The organism is Geodermatophilus sp. SYSU D00684 (assembly GCF_054050455.1).
Genome location: NZ_JBJGZI010000006.1, coordinates 142,009 through 158,513, shown reverse-complemented (window position 1 = coordinate 158,513; position 16,505 = coordinate 142,009). Strand labels below are relative to the sequence as shown.

Sequence of the window (16,505 nt, the reverse complement as noted above, 5' to 3'; positions counted from 1 at the left end):
GAGGCCGTGCATGGCAGCGCCCGAGTTCGTGACCCTGTCGGTGGAGGACGGGGTGGGCACGATCCGCCTCGACCGGCCCAAGATGAACGCGATCGACGAGCAGCTGTACACCGAGGTGCGGGCCGCGGCGATCGAGGCGACCGAGCGCGCCGACGTGCGCGCCGTCGTGCTCTACGGCGGGGAGCGGGTGTTCGCCGCCGGCGCCGACATCAAGGCGATGTCGCAGCTGACCGGCTCCTCGATGGTCGCCTGGGGCCGCGAGCTCACCCACAGCTTCACCACCGTCGCCCGCATCCCCAAGCCGGTCATCGCCGCCATCACCGGCTACGCCCTCGGCGGCGGCTACGAGCTCGCGCTGTGCGCCGACTTCCGGGTCATGGGCGCCGGCGCCAAGGTCGGCCAGCCAGAGATCCTGCTCGGCGTCATCCCCGGCGCCGGCGGCACCCAGCGGCTGGCCCGCCTGGTCGGCCCGGCCAAGGCCAAGGACCTGGTCTTCACCGGCCGGCACGTCGGCGCCGAGGAGGCGCTGGAGATGGGCCTGGCCGACGCCGTCGTCCCGGACGCCGAGGTGTACGACACCGCCGTCGCCATGGCGCGCAAGCTCGCCGCCGGGCCGCCGCTGGCGCTGGCCGCGGCCAAGCAGGCGATCGACGAGGGCCTCGACGGGCCGATCGAGCAGGGCCTGGCACTGGAGAGCCGGCTGTTCGCGGAGCTGTTCGACACCGAGGACCAGAAGACCGGGATGCGCTCCTTCCTCGAGAGCGGGCCCGGCAAGGCGGCCTTCAGCGGGCGCTGACCCCCGCGGTCTCCCGAACGTTCTCCGGACCGTCACCGGAACCGGCCCTGCGGACGGTCCGGTTCTGCCACCATCCGTCGGGCCCCCCGCACGGCACACCGCCCTGCCGGCGGGGCCGTCCGACAGCTCCCGAGGAGGACCCCCCGTGCGATCCACCCCCACCCTGAGGACCGCGACCGTCCTGGCGGCCGCGACCCTCGTGCTGACCGCCTGCGGCGGCGGCGACGACGACGGCGGCTCGGGCGGGGGTGGGGGCGGCTCGGACGCGGCCGGTGCCCGCTCCGCCGAGGACCTCGGGGGCATGGACGCCCTCGTCGAGGCCGCGCAGGCCGAGGGCGAGCTCAACGTCATCGCGCTGCCGCCGGACTGGGCGAACTACGGCGAGATCATCTCCGCCTTCGAGGAGGAGTACGGGATCACCGTCAACAGCGCCTCGCCCGACGGGTCCAGCCAGGACGAGCTCAACGCCGTCGAGAGCCAGCGCGGCCAGGACCGGGCGCCCGACGTCCTCGACCTGGGCACCGCCTTCGCCCGCCAGGCCCAGGCCCAGGACCTGCTCGCGCCCTACCAGGTGGAGACCTGGGACGACATCCCCGAGGGCCAGAAGGACCCCGAGGGCCACTGGTACAACGACTACGGCGGCTACATCTCCATCGGCTGCAACGCCAGCGTGATCGCCGAGTGCCCGACCAGCTTCGCCGACCTGCTCGACCCGCAGTACGCCGGCCAGGTGGCGCTCAACGGCAACCCGACCCAGGCCGCGGCGGCGTTCGCCGGCGTCTGGGCGGCGTCGCTGGCCAACGGCGGCAGCCTCGACGACATCGGCCCGGGCATCGACTTCTTCGCCCAGGTCAAGGAGGTCGGCAACTTCAACCCCGTCGAGATCACCCCGGCCACGATCCAGAGCGGCGAGACGCCGCTGGCGATCGACTGGGACTACCTCAACGCGGGCCTGACCGGCACCCTCGCCGAGCAGGGCGTCGACTGGCAGGTCGCCGTCCCCTCCGACGGGCTGTTCGGCGGCTACTACAGCCAGGCGATCAGCGCCTACGCCCCGCACCCGGCCGCCGCGCGGCTGTGGCAGGAGTTCCTCTACAGCGACCGCGGCCAGAACCTGTACCTGGCCGGTGGCGCCCGGCCGGTGCGGCTGCCGGTGATGGAGGAGGCCGGGACCGCCGACGCCGAGGCGCTGGCCGCCCTCCCGCCGGTCGAGGGCACCGCGGAGTTCCCGACCCAGGAGCAGGAGACCGCCGCCCAGCAGGTGGTCGCCACCCGGTGGAACCAGGAGATCTCCGGCTGAGCACCGCACCCGCTCCCGCCGCGCCGGCGTCCCGCAGGGGACGCCGGCGCGGCGGGCTGCTGCCCGCGCTGGGCGTCCTGCCGTTCCTGCTCTACGTCGCGCTGTTCCTGCTGCTGCCGGTCGGCGTGCTCGCCGTCGAGGCGTTCCGCGCCACCGACCCGGTCACCTTCGAGGAGAGCTGGTCGACGGCGAACCTCGGCACGATCACCGACGGCGCCTACGCCCGCGCCTACCTCGGCAGCCTGCGGCTGTCGGCGGTCACCGCGGTGCTGGGCGCGGTGCTCGGGCTGGCGCTGGCCTTCGCCGTCGTCGGCACCCGCCGCGGCCGGCTGCTGCGCCGCCTGGTGCTCACCGCCTCGGGCGTGCTGGCCAACTTCGGCGGCATCCCGCTGGCGTTCGCCTTCATCGCCACCATCGGCACCGCCGGCGTGGTCACCGCCCTGCTGACCGACACCCTCGGCCTCGACGGCTTCTCGCTGTACTCGATGACCGGCCTGGCGGTGGTCTACCTGTACTTCCTCGTGCCGCTGATGGTGCTGACCATCGTCCCGGCGGTCGAGGCGCTGCGCCTGCAGTGGCGCGAGGCCGCCGACGTCCTCGGCGCCAGCCGCTGGCAGTACTGGCGCCACGTCGGCGGGCCGGTCCTCCTGCCCCCCGTGCTCGGCGCCACGATGCTGCTGTTCGCCTCCGCGTTCGCCGCCTACGCCACGGCCAAGGCGCTGGTCGGCTCGAGCCTGCCGCTGGTGACGCTGCAGATCGCCGACTCGCTGTCGAGCAACGTGGTCGTCGGCGCGGAGAACCTCGGCAAGGCGCTGGCCCTGGGGATGGTCGTCCTCGTCGGGCTGGTGATGGTCTTCTACACCTGGGTGCAGCGGCGCACGTCGCGGTGGCTGGCGTGAGCGCGGCGACGGCCGGCGCCCCCGCCGCGGCGGTGGCCGGCGCCGGCGGCGTCGAGCCGGAGACCCCGGTCCGGCACCCCCGGCGCGGGCGCGGGGGCTGGCGGTGGGCGGTGTTCGCCGTCCTCGGCCTGTACTTCCTCGTGCCGCTGGGCGCCTCGCTGTGGTTCACCGTCCGGGGCCGCGACGGGGTCACCGCCGACGCCTACACGAGCATCCCGGGCGCCGAGGGGTTCGCCGAGAACTTCGGCCGCTCGCTGCTGCTCGGGGTGCTCACCGTCGCGATCGCGCTGCTGCTCGTGGTGCCCACCGTGGTGCTCGTGGAGCTGCGGCTGCCGCGGCTGCGCCCGCTGGTCGAGTTCCTCACCCTCGTGCCGCTGCTGCTGCCGCCGATCGCGCTGGTGGTCGGCGTGCGCAGCGTGCTGGCCTGGGCGCCCGACCACTTCTACGGCACCCCGCTCGCCGAGGTGTTCTTCGCCCTCCAGGAGCCGGCGCTGCCGTGGATCCTGGTGCTGGTCTACGTCGTGCTGGCGCTGCCGTTCGTCTACCGGGCGCTCGACGCCGGCGTCCGCGGCGCCCAGCTGCGCACGCTCACCGAGGCCGCGCGGGTGCTCGGCGCCTCGTGGCCCCGGGTGATGGCCTCGGTCGTCCTGCCGGTGCTGCGGACGTCGGTGCTCAACGCCGCCTTCCTCACCCTCGCGCTGGTGCTGGGCGAGTTCACCGTCGCCAACATCCTCGGCTTCGAGACCTTCCCCACCTGGATCGTGCGCATCTCCGGCTCGCAGCCGCGGCTGTCGGTGGCGGTGTCGGTGCTCTCGCTGCTGCTGACCTGGGTGCTGCTGCTGCTCATCTCCGCGCTGGACCGCCGGCGCCGCGAGGAGGACCCCGCATGACCGCCGTCCGCGCCGCCGCCCCCGCCGACCTCCGGGAGGCACCCGGCGTCGCCGTCCGGCTCGAGGGCCTGACCCGCCGCTACGGCCCGGTCCTCGCCCTCGACGGGCTGGACCTGGAGATCGCGGGCGGGGAGTTCCTCGCCCTGCTGGGGCCCTCGGGCTGCGGCAAGACGACGGCGCTGCGCGCGATCGCCGGCTTCGAGGTGCCCGACGCCGGCCGGGTGTGGTTCGACCGCCGCGACGTCACCGGCATCCCGCCGTCGAAGCGCGACGTCGGGATGGTGTTCCAGGCCTACAGCCTCTTCCCGAACATGACGGTGGCCGAGAACGTCGCCTTCGGGCTGCGGGTGCGCCGCCGCGGCAGGGAGGAGCGCGCCGGGCGGGCCGCGGAGCTGCTGGAGCTGGTCGGGCTCGCCGACCGCGGGCAGCGCTACCCGCACCAGCTGTCGGGCGGCCAGCAGCAGCGGGTGGCGCTGGCCCGCGCGCTCGCCGTGGCCCCGCAGGTGCTGCTGCTCGACGAGCCGCTGTCGGCGCTCGACGCCCAGGTGCGCGTGCAGCTGCGCGAGGAGATCCGCCGCATCCAGCTGGAGCTCGGCATCACCACGGTGTTCGTCACCCACGACCAGTCCGAGGCGCTGTCGGTGGCCGACCGGGTCGGCGTCATGCGCGCCGGCCGGCTGGAGCAGGTGGCCACCCCCGACGACCTCTACGAGCGCCCGGCGACGGCGTTCGTGGCGGGCTTCGTCGGCACGATGAACCGCATCCCGGCCGTGCTCGGCGACGGCGACGTCGAGTTCCTGGGCGTGCGCCGGGAGGTGCTCGGCGCCGCCCCGCCGCCCGGCCCGGCGTTCGCGCTGGTGCGGCCCGAGGCGCTGGAGGTGGTCGAGGACCCGCGCGGGGTGGGCCGGGTGGTCACCCGCACGTTCTCCGGCGCCACCACCCGGCTGGCGGTCGCGCTGCCCGACGGCGTCGAGGTGCGGGCCGACGTCCCCAGCGCCGGGAGCCAGGGCCTCACCCCCGGGACGGCGGTCACCGTCACCCCGGCCGAGCGCCCCGCGCTGGTCGAGCCCGCGGGGGAGGTCCCGGCCGCCGGCTGAGGTGCACGAGGATGGCCGGGTGAGCGAGCGCCCGAGCCCCGAGGTCACCGACGTCGACCGGTCCGACCCCGCCGGGCGGGCGTGGGTGGAGCGGGCGATCGCCGTCGTCGAGGCCGACGCGGTGCGCAGCGCCGACACCCACCTGCTCGTCTACCCGCTGCCACCGGAGTGGGGCGTCGACCTCTACCTCAAGGACGAGTCGACCCACCCGACCGGCAGCCTCAAGCACCGGCTGGCCCGCTCGCTGTTCCTGCACGCGCTGTGCTCGGGCTGGATCACCGAGGGCAGCACCGTCGTCGAGGCCTCCAGCGGGTCGACGGCGGTCAGCGAGGCCTACTTCGCCCGGATGCTGGGCCTCCCGTTCGTCGCGGTCATGCCCGCCTCGACCAGCCCGGAGAAGGTCGCGCTCATCGAGTTCGCCGGCGGGCGCTGCCACTTCGTCGACCGCGCCCCCGACGTCTACGACGAGGCGCGCCGGCTGGCCGCCGCGTGCGGCGGGCACTACCTCGACCAGTTCAGCAACGCCGAGCGGGCCACCGACTGGCGCGGCAACAACACCATCGCCGAGTCGGTGTTCGAGCAGATGGCCCTGGAGCGCCACCCGGTGCCGGAGTGGGTGGTCGTCGGGGCGGGCACCGGTGGCACCAGCGCGACCTTCGGCCGCTACCTGCGCTACCGGCGGCACCCCACCCGGCTGGCCGTCGTCGACCCGGAGAACTCGGCGTTCTTCCCCGGCTGGGTGGAGGACGAGCCGGCCTGGACGACGGGGATGCCGTCGCGGATCGAGGGGATCGGCCGGCCGCGGGTCGAGCCGTCGTTCCTGCCGTCGGTGGTCGACCGGATGATCCGCGTCCCCGACGCCGCGTCGCTGGCGGCGGTGCGGCACCTGGAGCGGGTGACCGGGCGGCTGGCCGGCGGCTCGACCGGCACCAACCTGTGGGGCGCGTTCCGGCTGGTCGCGGAGATGGTCGCCGAGGGGCGGACCGGCAGCGTGGTCACCCTGCTCTGCGACGGCGGGGAGCGGTACGCGCACACCTACCACTCCGACGTCTGGGTGGCCGAGCACGGCCTGGACCTCGCGCCCCACCGGGCGGTCCTCGAGGAGTTCACCGCCACCGGCCGCTGGACGGCGTGACCGGGCTCACCGGCACCCCGGTCCGCCGCCCCGTTACCCCGCAGTAACCTCCACTATCGGAGCCAGGCGGGCCGCGGCCCGCGTCCCCCATGACCGACTGCGGAGGTAGGTCTGGCGATGAACATCGTCGTTCTGGTCAAGCAGGTCCCCGACTCGGGCACCCAGCGTTCGCTGGACCCGTCGGACAACACCGTCGCCCGCGCCACCGCGGACAACGTCATCAACGAGATCGACGAGTACGCGATCGAGGAGGCGCTGCAGGTCAAGGAGGCGCAGGGCGGTGAGGTCACGGTGCTGACCGTCGGCCCGGGCAGCGCCACCGACGCCATCCGCAAGGCCCTGTCGATGGGCGCGGACAAGGCCGTCCACGTGCAGGACGACGCCATCCACGGCTCGTGCGCGATCCAGACCTCGGCGGTCCTCGCCGCGGCGCTGCAGCAGCTCGAGTACGACCTGGTCCTCATGGGCGCCACGTCGACCGACGGCCAGATGGGCGTCATGCCGGCGCTGCTGTCCGAGCGGCTGGGCATCCCACAGGTCTCCGGCGCCCGCAAGCTCACCGTCGAGGGCTCGACGGTGAAGGTGGAGCGGCAGACCGACGGCGGCTACTGGGCCCTGGAGGCCCCGCTGCCGGCCATCGTGTCCACCTGGGACACCATCAACGAGCCGCGCTACCCCTCCTTCAAGGGGATCATGGCCGCGAAGAAGAAGCCGGTGGAGAGCCGGTCGCTGGCCGACCTGGGCGTGGACGCCTCGGCCGTCGGCCTCGCCACCGCCACCAGCCAGGTCCTCGACTTCGCCGGCCGCCCGCCGAAGGGCGAGGGCGTCAAGGTCACCGACGAGGGCAACGGCGCCGAGGAGCTCGTGGGCTTCCTCGCCGGCCAGAAGCTCGTCTGACCCGGCCCGGATCCGAAGCGAAGAGGAGACTGAACAGCCATGGCAGAGGTCCTGGTCCTCGTCGAGCTGAACCCGGCCGACGGCACCGTCCGCAAGGGCACCCTCGAGGCCCTCACCGCCGCACGCGCGCTCGGTGAGGTCTCGGCGGTCGTCGCCGGCGGCCCCGGCGTCGCCGCCGGCGCCCGCGAGCAGCTCGCCCAGTACGGCGCGGCGAAGGTCTACGTCGCGGAGTCCCCGGAGATCGACGAGTACCTCGTCGCCCCCAAGGCCGAGGTGCTCGCCCAGCTGGTGCAGCAGGCGTCCCCGGCCGCCGTCGTCATCCCGTCCTCCCCGGAGGGCCGGGAGATCGCCGCGCGGCTGGCGCTCAAGACCGGCAGCGGCTTCCTGACCGACGTCAGCGAGATCGCCGCCGACGGCACCGCCACCCAAGTGGTGTTCGCCGGCCAGCAGATCGTCCACTCGAAGGTGACGACCGGCACCCCGGTCTACACGCTGCGCGGCAACTCGGTCACCCCCGAGCCGGCCCCCGCCGCCGGCGAGGAGGTCCCGGTCGAGGTCAGCCTGTCCGACCAGGCGAAGCAGACCCGCGTCGTCGACCGGGTCGTGGAGCAGAAGAGCAACCGGCCCGAGCTGACCGAGGCCTCGATCGTCGTCTCCGGTGGCCGCGGTGTGGCCAGCGCGGAGAACTTCTCGATCATCGAGGCCCTGGCCGACTCGCTCGGCGCCGCCGTCGGTGCCTCGCGTGCCGCGGTCGACTCCGGCTTCTACCCGCACAGCTTCCAGGTCGGGCAGACCGGCAAGACCGTCTCGCCGCAGCTCTACATCGCCGTCGGCATCTCCGGGGCGATCCAGCACCGCGCCGGCATGCAGACCTCGAAGACCATCGTGGCCGTCAACAAGGACCCCGAGGCCCCGATCTTCGAGCTGGCCGACTTCGGCGTCGTCGGCGACCTGTTCCAGGTCGTCCCGGCCGCCACCGAGAAGATCGCCGCCCGCAAGTAGCGGGAGGCCCCCGCTGCGGGGGCCGTTCCAGCACGTCGCCACGGGCGCCGATCCCCTCCGGGGGTCGGCGCCCGTCGCCGTTCCCGGGGTCACCGGCGTCACCCGAGCGGGTCCGTCGTGCGCGACTAACCTGGGCGGAGTGACCTACCTCGACCACGCGGCGACCACGCCGGTGCTCCCCGAGGTCCTGGCCGCGATGACCGAGCAGCTCGGCCGGGTGGGCAACGCCTCCTCGCTGCACGCCAGCGGCCGGGCCGCGCGGCGGGCCGCCGAGCAGTCCCGGGAGCGGCTGGCCGAGGCGCTGGGCGCCCGCCCGTCGGAGGTGCTGTTCACCGGTGGGGGCACCGAGAGCGACAACCTCGCGGTGAAGGGCCTGTACTGGGCGCGGCGGGAGGCCGACTCGCGCCGGCGGCGGCTCGTGGTGAGCCCGGCCGAGCACCACGCCGTCCTCGACAGCGCCGAGTGGCTGGCCAAGCACGAGGGCGCGGAGGTCACCTGGCTGCGCCTGGAGCCCACCGGGCGGGTGACGCCGGAGGCGCTTTCCGAGGCGCTGGGCGACGGCTCCGACGTCGCGATGGCCAGCGTCATGTGGGCCAACAACGAGATCGGCACGGTCAGCGACGTCGCCGCGCTGGCGCAGGTCGCCCACGCGGTGGGGGTGCCGCTGCACACCGACGCGGTGCAGGCCGTCGGCCAGGTGCCGGTGGACTTCGCCGACAGCGGCGTCGACGCGCTCACCATGACCGGCCACAAGGTCGGCGGCCCGATGGGCGCCGGCGTGCTGCTGCTGCGCCGCGACGCCGAGTGCATGCCGCTGCTGCACGGCGGCGGGCAGGAGCGCGACGTCCGCTCGGGCACCCTCGACGTGGCGGCCATCGTCGGCCTCGCCGTCGCCGCGACCACCGCCGTCGGCTCCCGGCCCGAGCGCGCCGCCCGGCTGGCCGCGCTGCGCGACCGGCTGGTGGCCGGGGTGCTCGAGCAGGTCCCCGACGCCGAGCTCAACGGCGCCCCGCTGGACGACGTCGTCGCCGGCGGGCCGGGCCGGCTGCCGGGCAACGCGCACCTGTCCTTCCCCGGCGCCGAGGGCGACGCGCTGCTCATGCTGCTCGACGCCCGCGGCATCGAGTGCTCGACCGGGTCGGCGTGCAGCGCCGGGGTGGCCCGGCCCAGCCACGTGCTCACCGCCGTCGGCGCCGACGCCGCGCGGGCCCGCAGCTCGCTGCGGTTCAGCCTGGGCTCGCCGAGCACCGACGCCGACGTCGACGCGCTGCTGGCCGTGATCGCCCCCGTGGTCGAGCGCGCCCGCGGGGCGGGGAGGTAGCGCCGTGCGCGTGCTCGCCGCGATGAGCGGGGGAGTGGACAGCGCGGTCGCCGCGGCGCTGGCGGTCGACGCCGGCCACGACGTCACCGGGGTGCACCTCGCGCTCTCGCCGGACCGGCAGACGCTGCGCAGCGGCGCCCGCGGCTGCTGCAGCGTCGAGGACGCCCACGACGCCCGGCGGGTCGCCGACGAGCTCGGCATCCCGTTCTACGTCTGGGACCTCGCCGAGCGGTTCACCGAGGACGTCGTCGAGGACTTCGTCGCCGAGTACGCCGCCGGCCGCACGCCCAACCCGTGCCTGCGGTGCAACGAGAAGATCAAGTTCACCGCGGTGCTCGACCGGGCGCTGGCGCTGGGCTTCGACGCCGTCGTCACCGGCCACCACGCGCGGCTGGAGGACGGCCGGCTGCGCCGCTCGGTGGACGCGGCCAAGGACCAGTCCTACGTGCTCGGCGTGCTCACCCCCGGCCAGCTGGCGGGGGCGGTGTTCCCGCTGGGGTCGATGACCAAGGACCGGGTGCGCGCGATCGCCGCCGAGCGCGGGTTCGCCGTCGCCACCAAGCCCGACTCGCACGACATCTGCTTCATCCCCGACGGCGACACCCGCGGCTTCCTCACCCGGCGGCTGGGGACGGCGCCCGGGCCGGTCGTCGACGCCGCCACCGGCGCCACCGTCGGCACGCACGAGGGCACGCACGGGTTCACCGTCGGGCAGCGGCGCGGGCTGGGCATCGCCGCCGGCGACCAGCGCCCGCGCTACGTGCTGTCGATCGAGCCGGTCTCCCGGACCGTGACGGTGGGGACCGCCGAGCTCGCCGGCGTCGCCGAGGTGCGCACCGGCCGGCCGACGTGGACCGGGGCGGCCCCGGAGCTCCCGCTGCGCGCGGAGGTGCAGCTGCGGGCGCACGCCACCGCCGTCCCGTGCACGGTGACCGCCGGTCCCGACGGCGGCCTGGTCATCGCGCTGGACGGGGCGCAGCGCGGCGTCGCGCCCGGGCAGTCGGCCGTCCTCTACGCGCCCGACCCGGAGCGGGGCGACCTGGTGCTCGGGCAGGGGACCGTCTCCGGCTGATCGCCGGACACCTGATCGTCACCGGGAGGACCTGGTGTCGGAACCGTCCGTCACCTACGGTGTCGTCCGAGCCACTTCCTGAGCACGGCTACGCAGCTCGGCTCACCACCCCCGCCCGGGCCGCCGTCTCCGGTGGCCTGCTCCGCATGTCCTCCGGAGGACTCCTTGCGCCGAACGCGCTTCTCCCTCGCCGCCGCCGTCGCGGTGGCGACCACGGCCGGTCTCGTGGCCGTCCCGAGCGCGGCCCAGGCCGCGCCCCAGCCGTCCATCCCGGTCCAGCTGATCGCGATGAACGACTTCCACGGGCGGATCACCCCGCAGGCCACCGCCGATGGGGCCCTGGCGACCTCGCCTGGTCCCGACGGCGCCTACGGCACGGCCGACGACGTCACGACCCCCGTCGGCGGCGCCGCGCACATCGCCGCCACCGTCGACGCGCTGCAGGCGCAGTTCGCCCAGCAGAGCGGCGGCTCGGACAACTCCTGGTTCGTCGGCGCCGGGGACCTGGTCAGCGCCTCGCCGTTCGAGTCGAGCGTCTACAAGGACGAGCCGACGATCGAGGCGCTCAACGCGATGGGTCTGGACGTGTCCTCCGTGGGCAACCACGAGTTCGACCGCGGCACCGAGGAGCTGCGGCGGATCTCCGGCGCCACCGACGACAGCCACACCGACGACGTCACGGCGTGCGAGGGCGTCGAGGTCGGCGTCGACGGCTGCTTCGGTACCGGCGAGCACGAGTTCCACGGCGCCGAGTTCCCGTACCTGGCCGCCAACGTCATCTCGCGCGAGACCGGCGAGCCGATGCTGCCGCCGTACCAGGTCTTCGACGTCGCGGGCGGCCAGAGGATCGCTCTCATCGGCGTGGTCACCGAGACGACCCCGACCATCGTGTCGCCGGCCGGCATCACCGACGTCCAGTTCATCGACGAGGCCGACGCCGTCAACCGCTGGACGCACGAGCTCAAGAAGCAGGGCATTCGCTCGATCGGAGTCCTGGTCCACGAGGGTGGCGACGTCACCGACCCCAACGCCGCTCCCACGGCCAACGGCTGCACCGGCCTGGCCGGACCGATCACCGACCTGAACGCCCGCATGGACAAGCAGGTCGACTTCATCGTCAGTGCGCACAGCCACGAGACCTACAACTGCCTGCTCCCGGTGCGCGGCAGCGAGCCGCGGCTGGTCACGCAGGCCGGCTTCTACGGTCGACTGGTCACTGACATCCGCCTGACCATCAACCCGAACACCGGTGACGTCGACCGGCGAGCCACCTACGCCGCGACGAACGTTCCCGTCACCCGAACCGCGGTCGACACCGAGGTCAAGGCGATCGTCGACTACTGGAACGGGCGCTCGGCCGAGGCTCGCAACCGGGTCATCGGCAGTACGACCGCCACGATCGGCAACTCCGTGTCGGCCGGCCGGAGCAGCGAGCAGCCGATCGGCAACCTGGTCGCCCAGGCCCAGCTTGAGGCGCTGCAGGGGCCCGTCTACGGCGACCCGGTGATCGCCTTCATGAACCCGGGCGGTGTCCGCAAGGACATCCCTGGCGGAACGGTCACGTACGGCGCCCTGTTCGACGTCCAGCCCTTCGGCAACACGGTCAACGCGATCACACTGACCGGGGCGCAGATCGACGACGTGCTGGAGCAGCAGTTCCAGCTCAACGGCGGCCCGCGCAACACCCAGCTGGTCCTGGGCACCTCGGCCGGCTTCAGCTACACGTACGACCTCGACCGTTCCTACGGCGACCGGGTGCTCGACAGCTCGATCACGCTGAACGGCGTGGTCCTCTCGCCGACGACGGAGTACCGCGTGGTGGCCAACTCGTTCCTCGTCGCCGGTGGTGACAGCTTCGGCGCCTTCACCGGCGGGACGAACCCGGTCACCGGCCCGGTCGACGTCGACGCCCTGGTCGCCTACTTCGCGAACCACTCCCCGGTCAGCCCGCCGCCTGCCAACCACGGCACGGCCATCTGACCGATCGCACCACCCGGGGCCGGCCGGGTCACGGCGACGGTGGTACTACCGTCGCCGCCGTGGCCACCCCGACCGAGCCCGATCCGACCAGCACCGACCCGAGGCCGGCTCCCGCACCGTGGGGGCCGGCCTCGGGCGTCGGATCGCTGCCCGGCACCGACCCTGCCGAGGCCCTGCGGGTCGTCCTGGGGGAGCTGCCCGGCCTGCCGCACCTGCCCGAGCTGCCCGCCCGCGGCGCGGGCGCCGACCTGCTCGGCCGCAGCGCCGCCCTCCTCGTCGACCTCGCCGTCGACCTGACTCCCGCCGGCTGGCGCCTCGTGCCCCGCCCCGGCCGGGACCTGCGCCGCGCGCAGGAGTTCCTCGCCCGCGACCTCGACGCCCTGCACGACGTCGCCGGCGACCACCGCGGCCCGTTCAAGGTGCAGGCCACGGGGCCGTGGACGCTGGCCGCCGGTCTCGAGCGGGAGCGGGGCGAGCGGGCCGTCGTCGACGCCGGCGCCCGGCGCGACCTCGGGCAGTCGCTGGCCGAGGGCATCGCCGCGCACGTCGCCGCCGTGACCGCGCGGGTGCCCGGCGCGCAGGTCGTCGTCCAGCTCGACGAGCCCTCGCTGCCGGCGGTCCTGCAGGGCGCGCTGCCGACGGCCAGCGGCTTCGGCCGGCTGCCCGCCGTCGCCGCGCCCGACGTCGAGGCGGAGCTCGCCGCCGTCGTGGCCGCGCTGCCCGGCCCGGTGGTCGTGCACTGCTGCGCGAACCGGGCGCCGCTGGACCTGCTGCGCGCCGCGGGCGCGGCCGGGCTGTCGTTCGACCTCGGTCTGGTCCAGGACCTCGACGCCGTCGGCGCCGCCGTCGAGGCCGGCACCCACCTGCTGCCCGGCGTCGTCCCCGGGACCGACGCACCGCTGCCCGCGCCGAAGGCCACCGCCTCGCGGCTGCGCGCCTGGTGGCGCGAGCTCGGCTTCCCGGCCGAGACGCTGCACGAGGCGGTCACCCTCACCCCGGCGTGCGGCCTGGCCGGCGCCGGCCCCGCCTACGCGCGGGCGGCGATGGCCCACGTCCGCGAGGCCGCGCGGTACCTGCTGCCCGAGTGACCGACACCCGATCGGGCGGACCGGCACCGGAGTCACACCCGGCGGATACCGTGCCCGCGTGAGCACGGACGCCGAGCTGGACACCCCGCAGGTCGCCGCGGTCGCCGACCGGGAGGACCTCACCGAGGTCCCCGACGACGCGCGGACGCGCCACCGCGACCTGTCCGAGGAGCTCGACCGCTACGCCTTCGCGTACTACGTGCGCGACGAGCCGCTGGTGAGCGACGGGCAGTACGACGCGCTCATGGGCGAGCTCAAGGCCATCGAGGCCGCGCACCCGGCGCTGGTGTCGCCGGACTCGCCGAGCCAGAAGGTCAACGGCGGGTTCGCCGCCACCTTCGCGCCGGTGCGGCACCTCGAGCGCATGCAGAGCCTGGACAACGTCTTCGACAGCGACGAGCTGTCGGCCTGGGCCGCCCGCGTGGAGCGCGAGGTCGGCACCGGTGCCCGCTACCTGTGCGAGCTCAAGATCGACGGCCTGGCGGTCGCGCTGCTCTACGAGCGCGGGCGTCTGGTCCGCGCCGCCACCCGGGGCGACGGCGTCACCGGCGAGGACGTCACCGCCAACGTGCGCACGATGCAGGACGTCCCGCAGCAGCTGACCGGCGAGGACCTCCCCGCGCAGCTGGAGGTTCGGGGTGAGATCTACTTCCCGGTCGCCGCCTTCGCCGACCTCAACGCGAGCATGGTCGAGCAGGGCAAGGCCCCGTTCGCCAACCCGCGCAACGCCGCCGCCGGCTCGCTGCGGCAGAAGGACCCGCGGATCACCGCCTCCCGGCCGCTGCGGATGATCGTGCACGGGCTCGGCGTGCACGACGGCTGGCAGCCGGAGAACCAGTCCGAGGCCTACGCCCGGCTGCGGGAGCTCGGCCTGCCCACGAGCGACCGCTTCGAGGTGGTCGACGACCTCGAGGGCGTCCGGGCCTACATCGAGCGCTACCGCGAGCAGCGGCACTCGGTCGAGCACGAGATCGACGGCGTCGTCGTCAAGGTCGACCAGATCGCCCTGCAGCGGCGGATGGGCTCCACCTCGCGGGCGCCGCGGTGGGCGACCGCGTTCAAGTACCCGCCGGAGGAGGCCACCACCAAGCTCCTCGACATCCGGGTCAACGTCGGGCGCACCGGCCGCGTGACGCCGTTCGCCTACATGGAGCCGGTCAAGGTCGCGGGCTCCACCGTGCAGCTGGCCACGCTGCACAACGCCAGCGAGGTCAAGCGCAAGGGCGTGCTCATCGGCGACACCGTCGTCATCCGCAAGGCCGGCGACGTCATCCCCGAGGTCCTCGGGCCGGTGGTCGCCGCCCGCACCGGCGACGAGCGCGAGTTCGTCATGCCGACGCACTGCCCCGAGTGCGGCACCGAGCTGCGGCACGAGAAGGAGGGCGACGCCGACATCCGCTGCCCCAACGCGCGGTCCTGCCCCGCGCAGCTGCGGGAGCGGGTCTTCCACGTCGCCGGGCGCGGGGCGTTCGACATCGAGGTGCTCGGCTACGAGGCCGCGACCGCGCTGCTGGCCGAGCACCTGCTCGAGGACGAGGGCGACGTCTTCGACCTGACCGAGGAGAAGCTCTGCCGCACGTCCTTCTTCACCAGGAAGGACGGCGACCTGTCGGCGAACGGGCAGCGGCTGCTGGCCAACCTGCAGTCGCGCAAGGACGTCCCGCTGTGGCGGGTGCTGGTCGCGCTGTCCATCCGGCACGTCGGCCCGACCGCCGCGCAGGCGCTGGCGCGGGACTTCCGCTCGCTGGACCGGATCGCCGAGGCGTCGGAGGAGGAGCTCGCGGCCGCCGACGGCGTGGGCCCCACCATCGCCCGCTCGGTGCGCGACTGGTTCGCCGTCGACTGGCACCGCGAGGTCGTGGAGAAGTGGCGCCGGGCCGGCGTGAAGCTGGCCGACGCCGGCGACGACGCCCCGCCCGGGCCGCTGACCGGCGTCACCGTCGTCGTCACCGGCTCACTGCGGGACTACAGCCGCGACCAGGCGATCGCCGCGATCCAGCAGCGCGGCGGCAAGGTGACCGGCTCGGTGTCGAAGAAGACCGGGTTCGTGGTGGTCGGCGCCGACCCCGGCAGCAAGTACGACAAGGCCGTGCAGGTCAAGGCGCCGATCCTCGACGACGACGGCCTGCGCGTGCTGCTCGAGCAGGGCCCCGAGGCCGCCCGTGCCGTCGCGACCGTCGGCGACGGGAGCGAGCCGGCGGGGGAGTGAGTCAGGCCGGCGGCAGGTGGGCGACGCTCGCCGCGATCCCGGTCAGGTGGGTCAGCCGCAGCAGCTCCGAGCGGCGGTAGGCGGGCCCGCCCGAGCGCCCCAGGACGACGGCGGTGCACGGGTCGCCGAAGGGCGCGGCCATCATCTCGACGGCCAGGTCCCGCCAGCGCTCGGGCAGCCAGTCGTCCTCGCTGGGCAGCAGCCGCGGCGAGGCCAGCGGCAGCCACGGCAGCCGCATGCCCTCGAACGCCGGCGCCGCGTCGGAGGCGGCCAGCGCCTCGCAGCCGCCGTCGTCGCCGGCGTGCAGCACCGCCGCCCAGCCGCTGTGGAACACCCGCGGCAGCTCGGCGGCCAGCAGCTTGACCGCGGTGCCCTCGGCGGCCCGGGCCAGCCCCTCGAGCAGGTCGAGCTCGCGATGGGTGTCCAGCGGCCCGGCGAACGGGCGCAGCGCCTCCACCTGCACGCCGGGCACCGACTGCACGGCGGTGATCAGGCTGTCGGGGAGCCGGCCGGGCGGGAGGTCGACCACGACGTCGTCGACGGCGACACCGTTGCCGCGCTCGAGCACGTCGAGCGAGACGATGTCGACGCCCGCCGTGCCCAGGGCGGTGGCCACGGCGCCGAGCAGACCGGGGCGGTCCGGCACGACCAGGCGCAGGAGATAGGACACGGGTGCCTCCGCAGGCGACGAGGTGAGCCGATCTCCGTCGATCGTGGTCGCAGCAGCTTCCCGCATGCGCAGCCCCCGGTCGAGCACCGCGCCCGGCCGGACCGGCGCCCGACCCGCCCCACGTACAGTGAACAGGTTGCGTCCCTGGC

Annotated in this window: 14 protein-coding genes; 13 read left to right on the top strand and 1 reads right to left on the bottom strand. The window is 74.6% G+C overall.

Annotated features, from left to right (window positions below; all coding sequences use genetic code 11):
• Positions 1 to 10: 10 nt before the first annotated feature.
• The 13 genes from ACI79L_RS06150 to ligA all read left to right on the top strand — a co-directional run bounded on the left by ACI79L_RS06150 (position 11) and on the right by ligA (position 15,686).
• A complete protein-coding gene (locus ACI79L_RS06150) occupies positions 11 to 796 on the top strand; it encodes an enoyl-CoA hydratase/isomerase family protein (RefSeq protein WP_456935915.1) in 786 nt (261 codons plus the stop codon).
• Positions 797 to 941: 145 nt separating this feature from the next.
• Entirely contained in the window at positions 942 to 2,096 is a 1,155-nt protein-coding gene (locus ACI79L_RS06145; protein WP_456935914.1) for an ABC transporter substrate-binding protein, read from the top strand.
• Entirely contained in the window at positions 2,072 to 2,995 is a 924-nt protein-coding gene (locus tag ACI79L_RS06140) for an ABC transporter permease (protein ID WP_456935913.1), read from the top strand. Before ACI79L_RS06145 ends, ACI79L_RS06140 begins: the two co-directional genes overlap by 25 nt.
• Positions 2,992 to 3,885 carry an ABC transporter permease subunit gene (locus tag ACI79L_RS06135; protein WP_456935912.1) on the top strand — a complete coding sequence of 298 codons (894 nt, stop codon included), beginning with the start codon at positions 2,992 to 2,994 and terminating at the stop codon, positions 3,883 to 3,885. The genes ACI79L_RS06140 and ACI79L_RS06135 overlap by 4 nt, the downstream gene beginning before the upstream one ends.
• Positions 3,882 to 4,982: an ABC transporter ATP-binding protein gene (locus tag ACI79L_RS06130; protein WP_456935911.1), complete on the top strand. Its 1,101-nt coding sequence runs from the start codon at positions 3,882 to 3,884 to the stop codon at positions 4,980 to 4,982. The genes ACI79L_RS06135 and ACI79L_RS06130 overlap by 4 nt, the downstream gene beginning before the upstream one ends.
• 19 nt (positions 4,983 to 5,001) lie before the next feature.
• Entirely contained in the window at positions 5,002 to 6,117 is a 1,116-nt protein-coding gene (cds1, locus tag ACI79L_RS06125) for an L-cysteine desulfhydrase Cds1 (RefSeq protein ID WP_456935910.1), read from the top strand.
• A 117-nt stretch (positions 6,118 to 6,234) separates the two neighbouring features.
• Positions 6,235 to 7,014 (top strand): electron transfer flavoprotein subunit beta/FixA family protein, encoded by a 780-nt coding sequence (locus tag ACI79L_RS06120; RefSeq protein ID WP_456935909.1) that lies wholly within the window; start codon positions 6,235 to 6,237, stop codon positions 7,012 to 7,014.
• 39 nt (positions 7,015 to 7,053) lie between these two features.
• Positions 7,054 to 8,016: an electron transfer flavoprotein subunit alpha/FixB family protein gene (locus ACI79L_RS06115; protein WP_456929154.1), complete on the top strand. Its 963-nt coding sequence runs from the start codon at positions 7,054 to 7,056 to the stop codon at positions 8,014 to 8,016.
• A 139-nt stretch (positions 8,017 to 8,155) separates the two neighbouring features.
• Complete coding sequence (locus ACI79L_RS06110; RefSeq protein WP_456935908.1) at positions 8,156 to 9,337, top strand: cysteine desulfurase family protein; 1,182 nt, start codon at positions 8,156 to 8,158, stop codon at positions 9,335 to 9,337.
• A gap of 4 nt (positions 9,338 to 9,341) precedes the next feature.
• Entirely contained in the window at positions 9,342 to 10,409 is a 1,068-nt protein-coding gene (gene mnmA / locus ACI79L_RS06105; protein ID WP_456935907.1) for a tRNA 2-thiouridine(34) synthase MnmA, read from the top strand.
• Positions 10,410 to 10,574: 165 nt separating this feature from the next.
• Positions 10,575 to 12,389, top strand: a complete 1,815-nt coding sequence (locus tag ACI79L_RS06100; protein ID WP_456935906.1) for a bifunctional metallophosphatase/5'-nucleotidase — start codon at positions 10,575 to 10,577, stop codon at positions 12,387 to 12,389.
• 59 nt (positions 12,390 to 12,448) lie between these two features.
• Complete coding sequence (locus ACI79L_RS06095) at positions 12,449 to 13,477, top strand: methionine synthase (RefSeq protein ID WP_456935905.1); 1,029 nt, start codon at positions 12,449 to 12,451, stop codon at positions 13,475 to 13,477.
• A 58-nt stretch (positions 13,478 to 13,535) separates the two neighbouring features.
• Positions 13,536 to 15,686 (top strand): NAD-dependent DNA ligase LigA, encoded by a 2,151-nt coding sequence (gene ligA, locus ACI79L_RS06090; RefSeq protein WP_456935904.1) that lies wholly within the window; start codon positions 13,536 to 13,538, stop codon positions 15,684 to 15,686.
• Between the two features lies 1 nt (position 15,687).
• Here the strand turns inward: ligA and ACI79L_RS06085 are convergent, their stop codons facing one another.
• Positions 15,688 to 16,356, bottom strand: a complete 669-nt coding sequence (locus ACI79L_RS06085) for an ACT domain-containing protein (protein ID WP_456935903.1) — start codon at positions 16,354 to 16,356, stop codon at positions 15,688 to 15,690.
• Between the last annotated feature and the right edge of the window lie 149 nt (positions 16,357 to 16,505).

Excerpts from the sequence above, each read along its gene's own strand:
- ACI79L_RS06150 (WP_456935915.1), top strand. The coding sequence starts at position 11 with ATGGCAGCGCCCGAGTTCGTGACCCTGTCGGTGGAGGACGGGGTGGGC.
- ACI79L_RS06130 (WP_456935911.1), top strand. The coding sequence starts at position 3,882 with ATGACCGCCGTCCGCGCCGCCGCCCCCGCCGACCTCCGGGAGGCACCC.
- ACI79L_RS06120 (WP_456935909.1), top strand. The coding sequence starts at position 6,235 with ATGAACATCGTCGTTCTGGTCAAGCAGGTCCCCGACTCGGGCACCCAG.
- ACI79L_RS06115 (WP_456929154.1), top strand. The coding sequence starts at position 7,054 with ATGGCAGAGGTCCTGGTCCTCGTCGAGCTGAACCCGGCCGACGGCACC.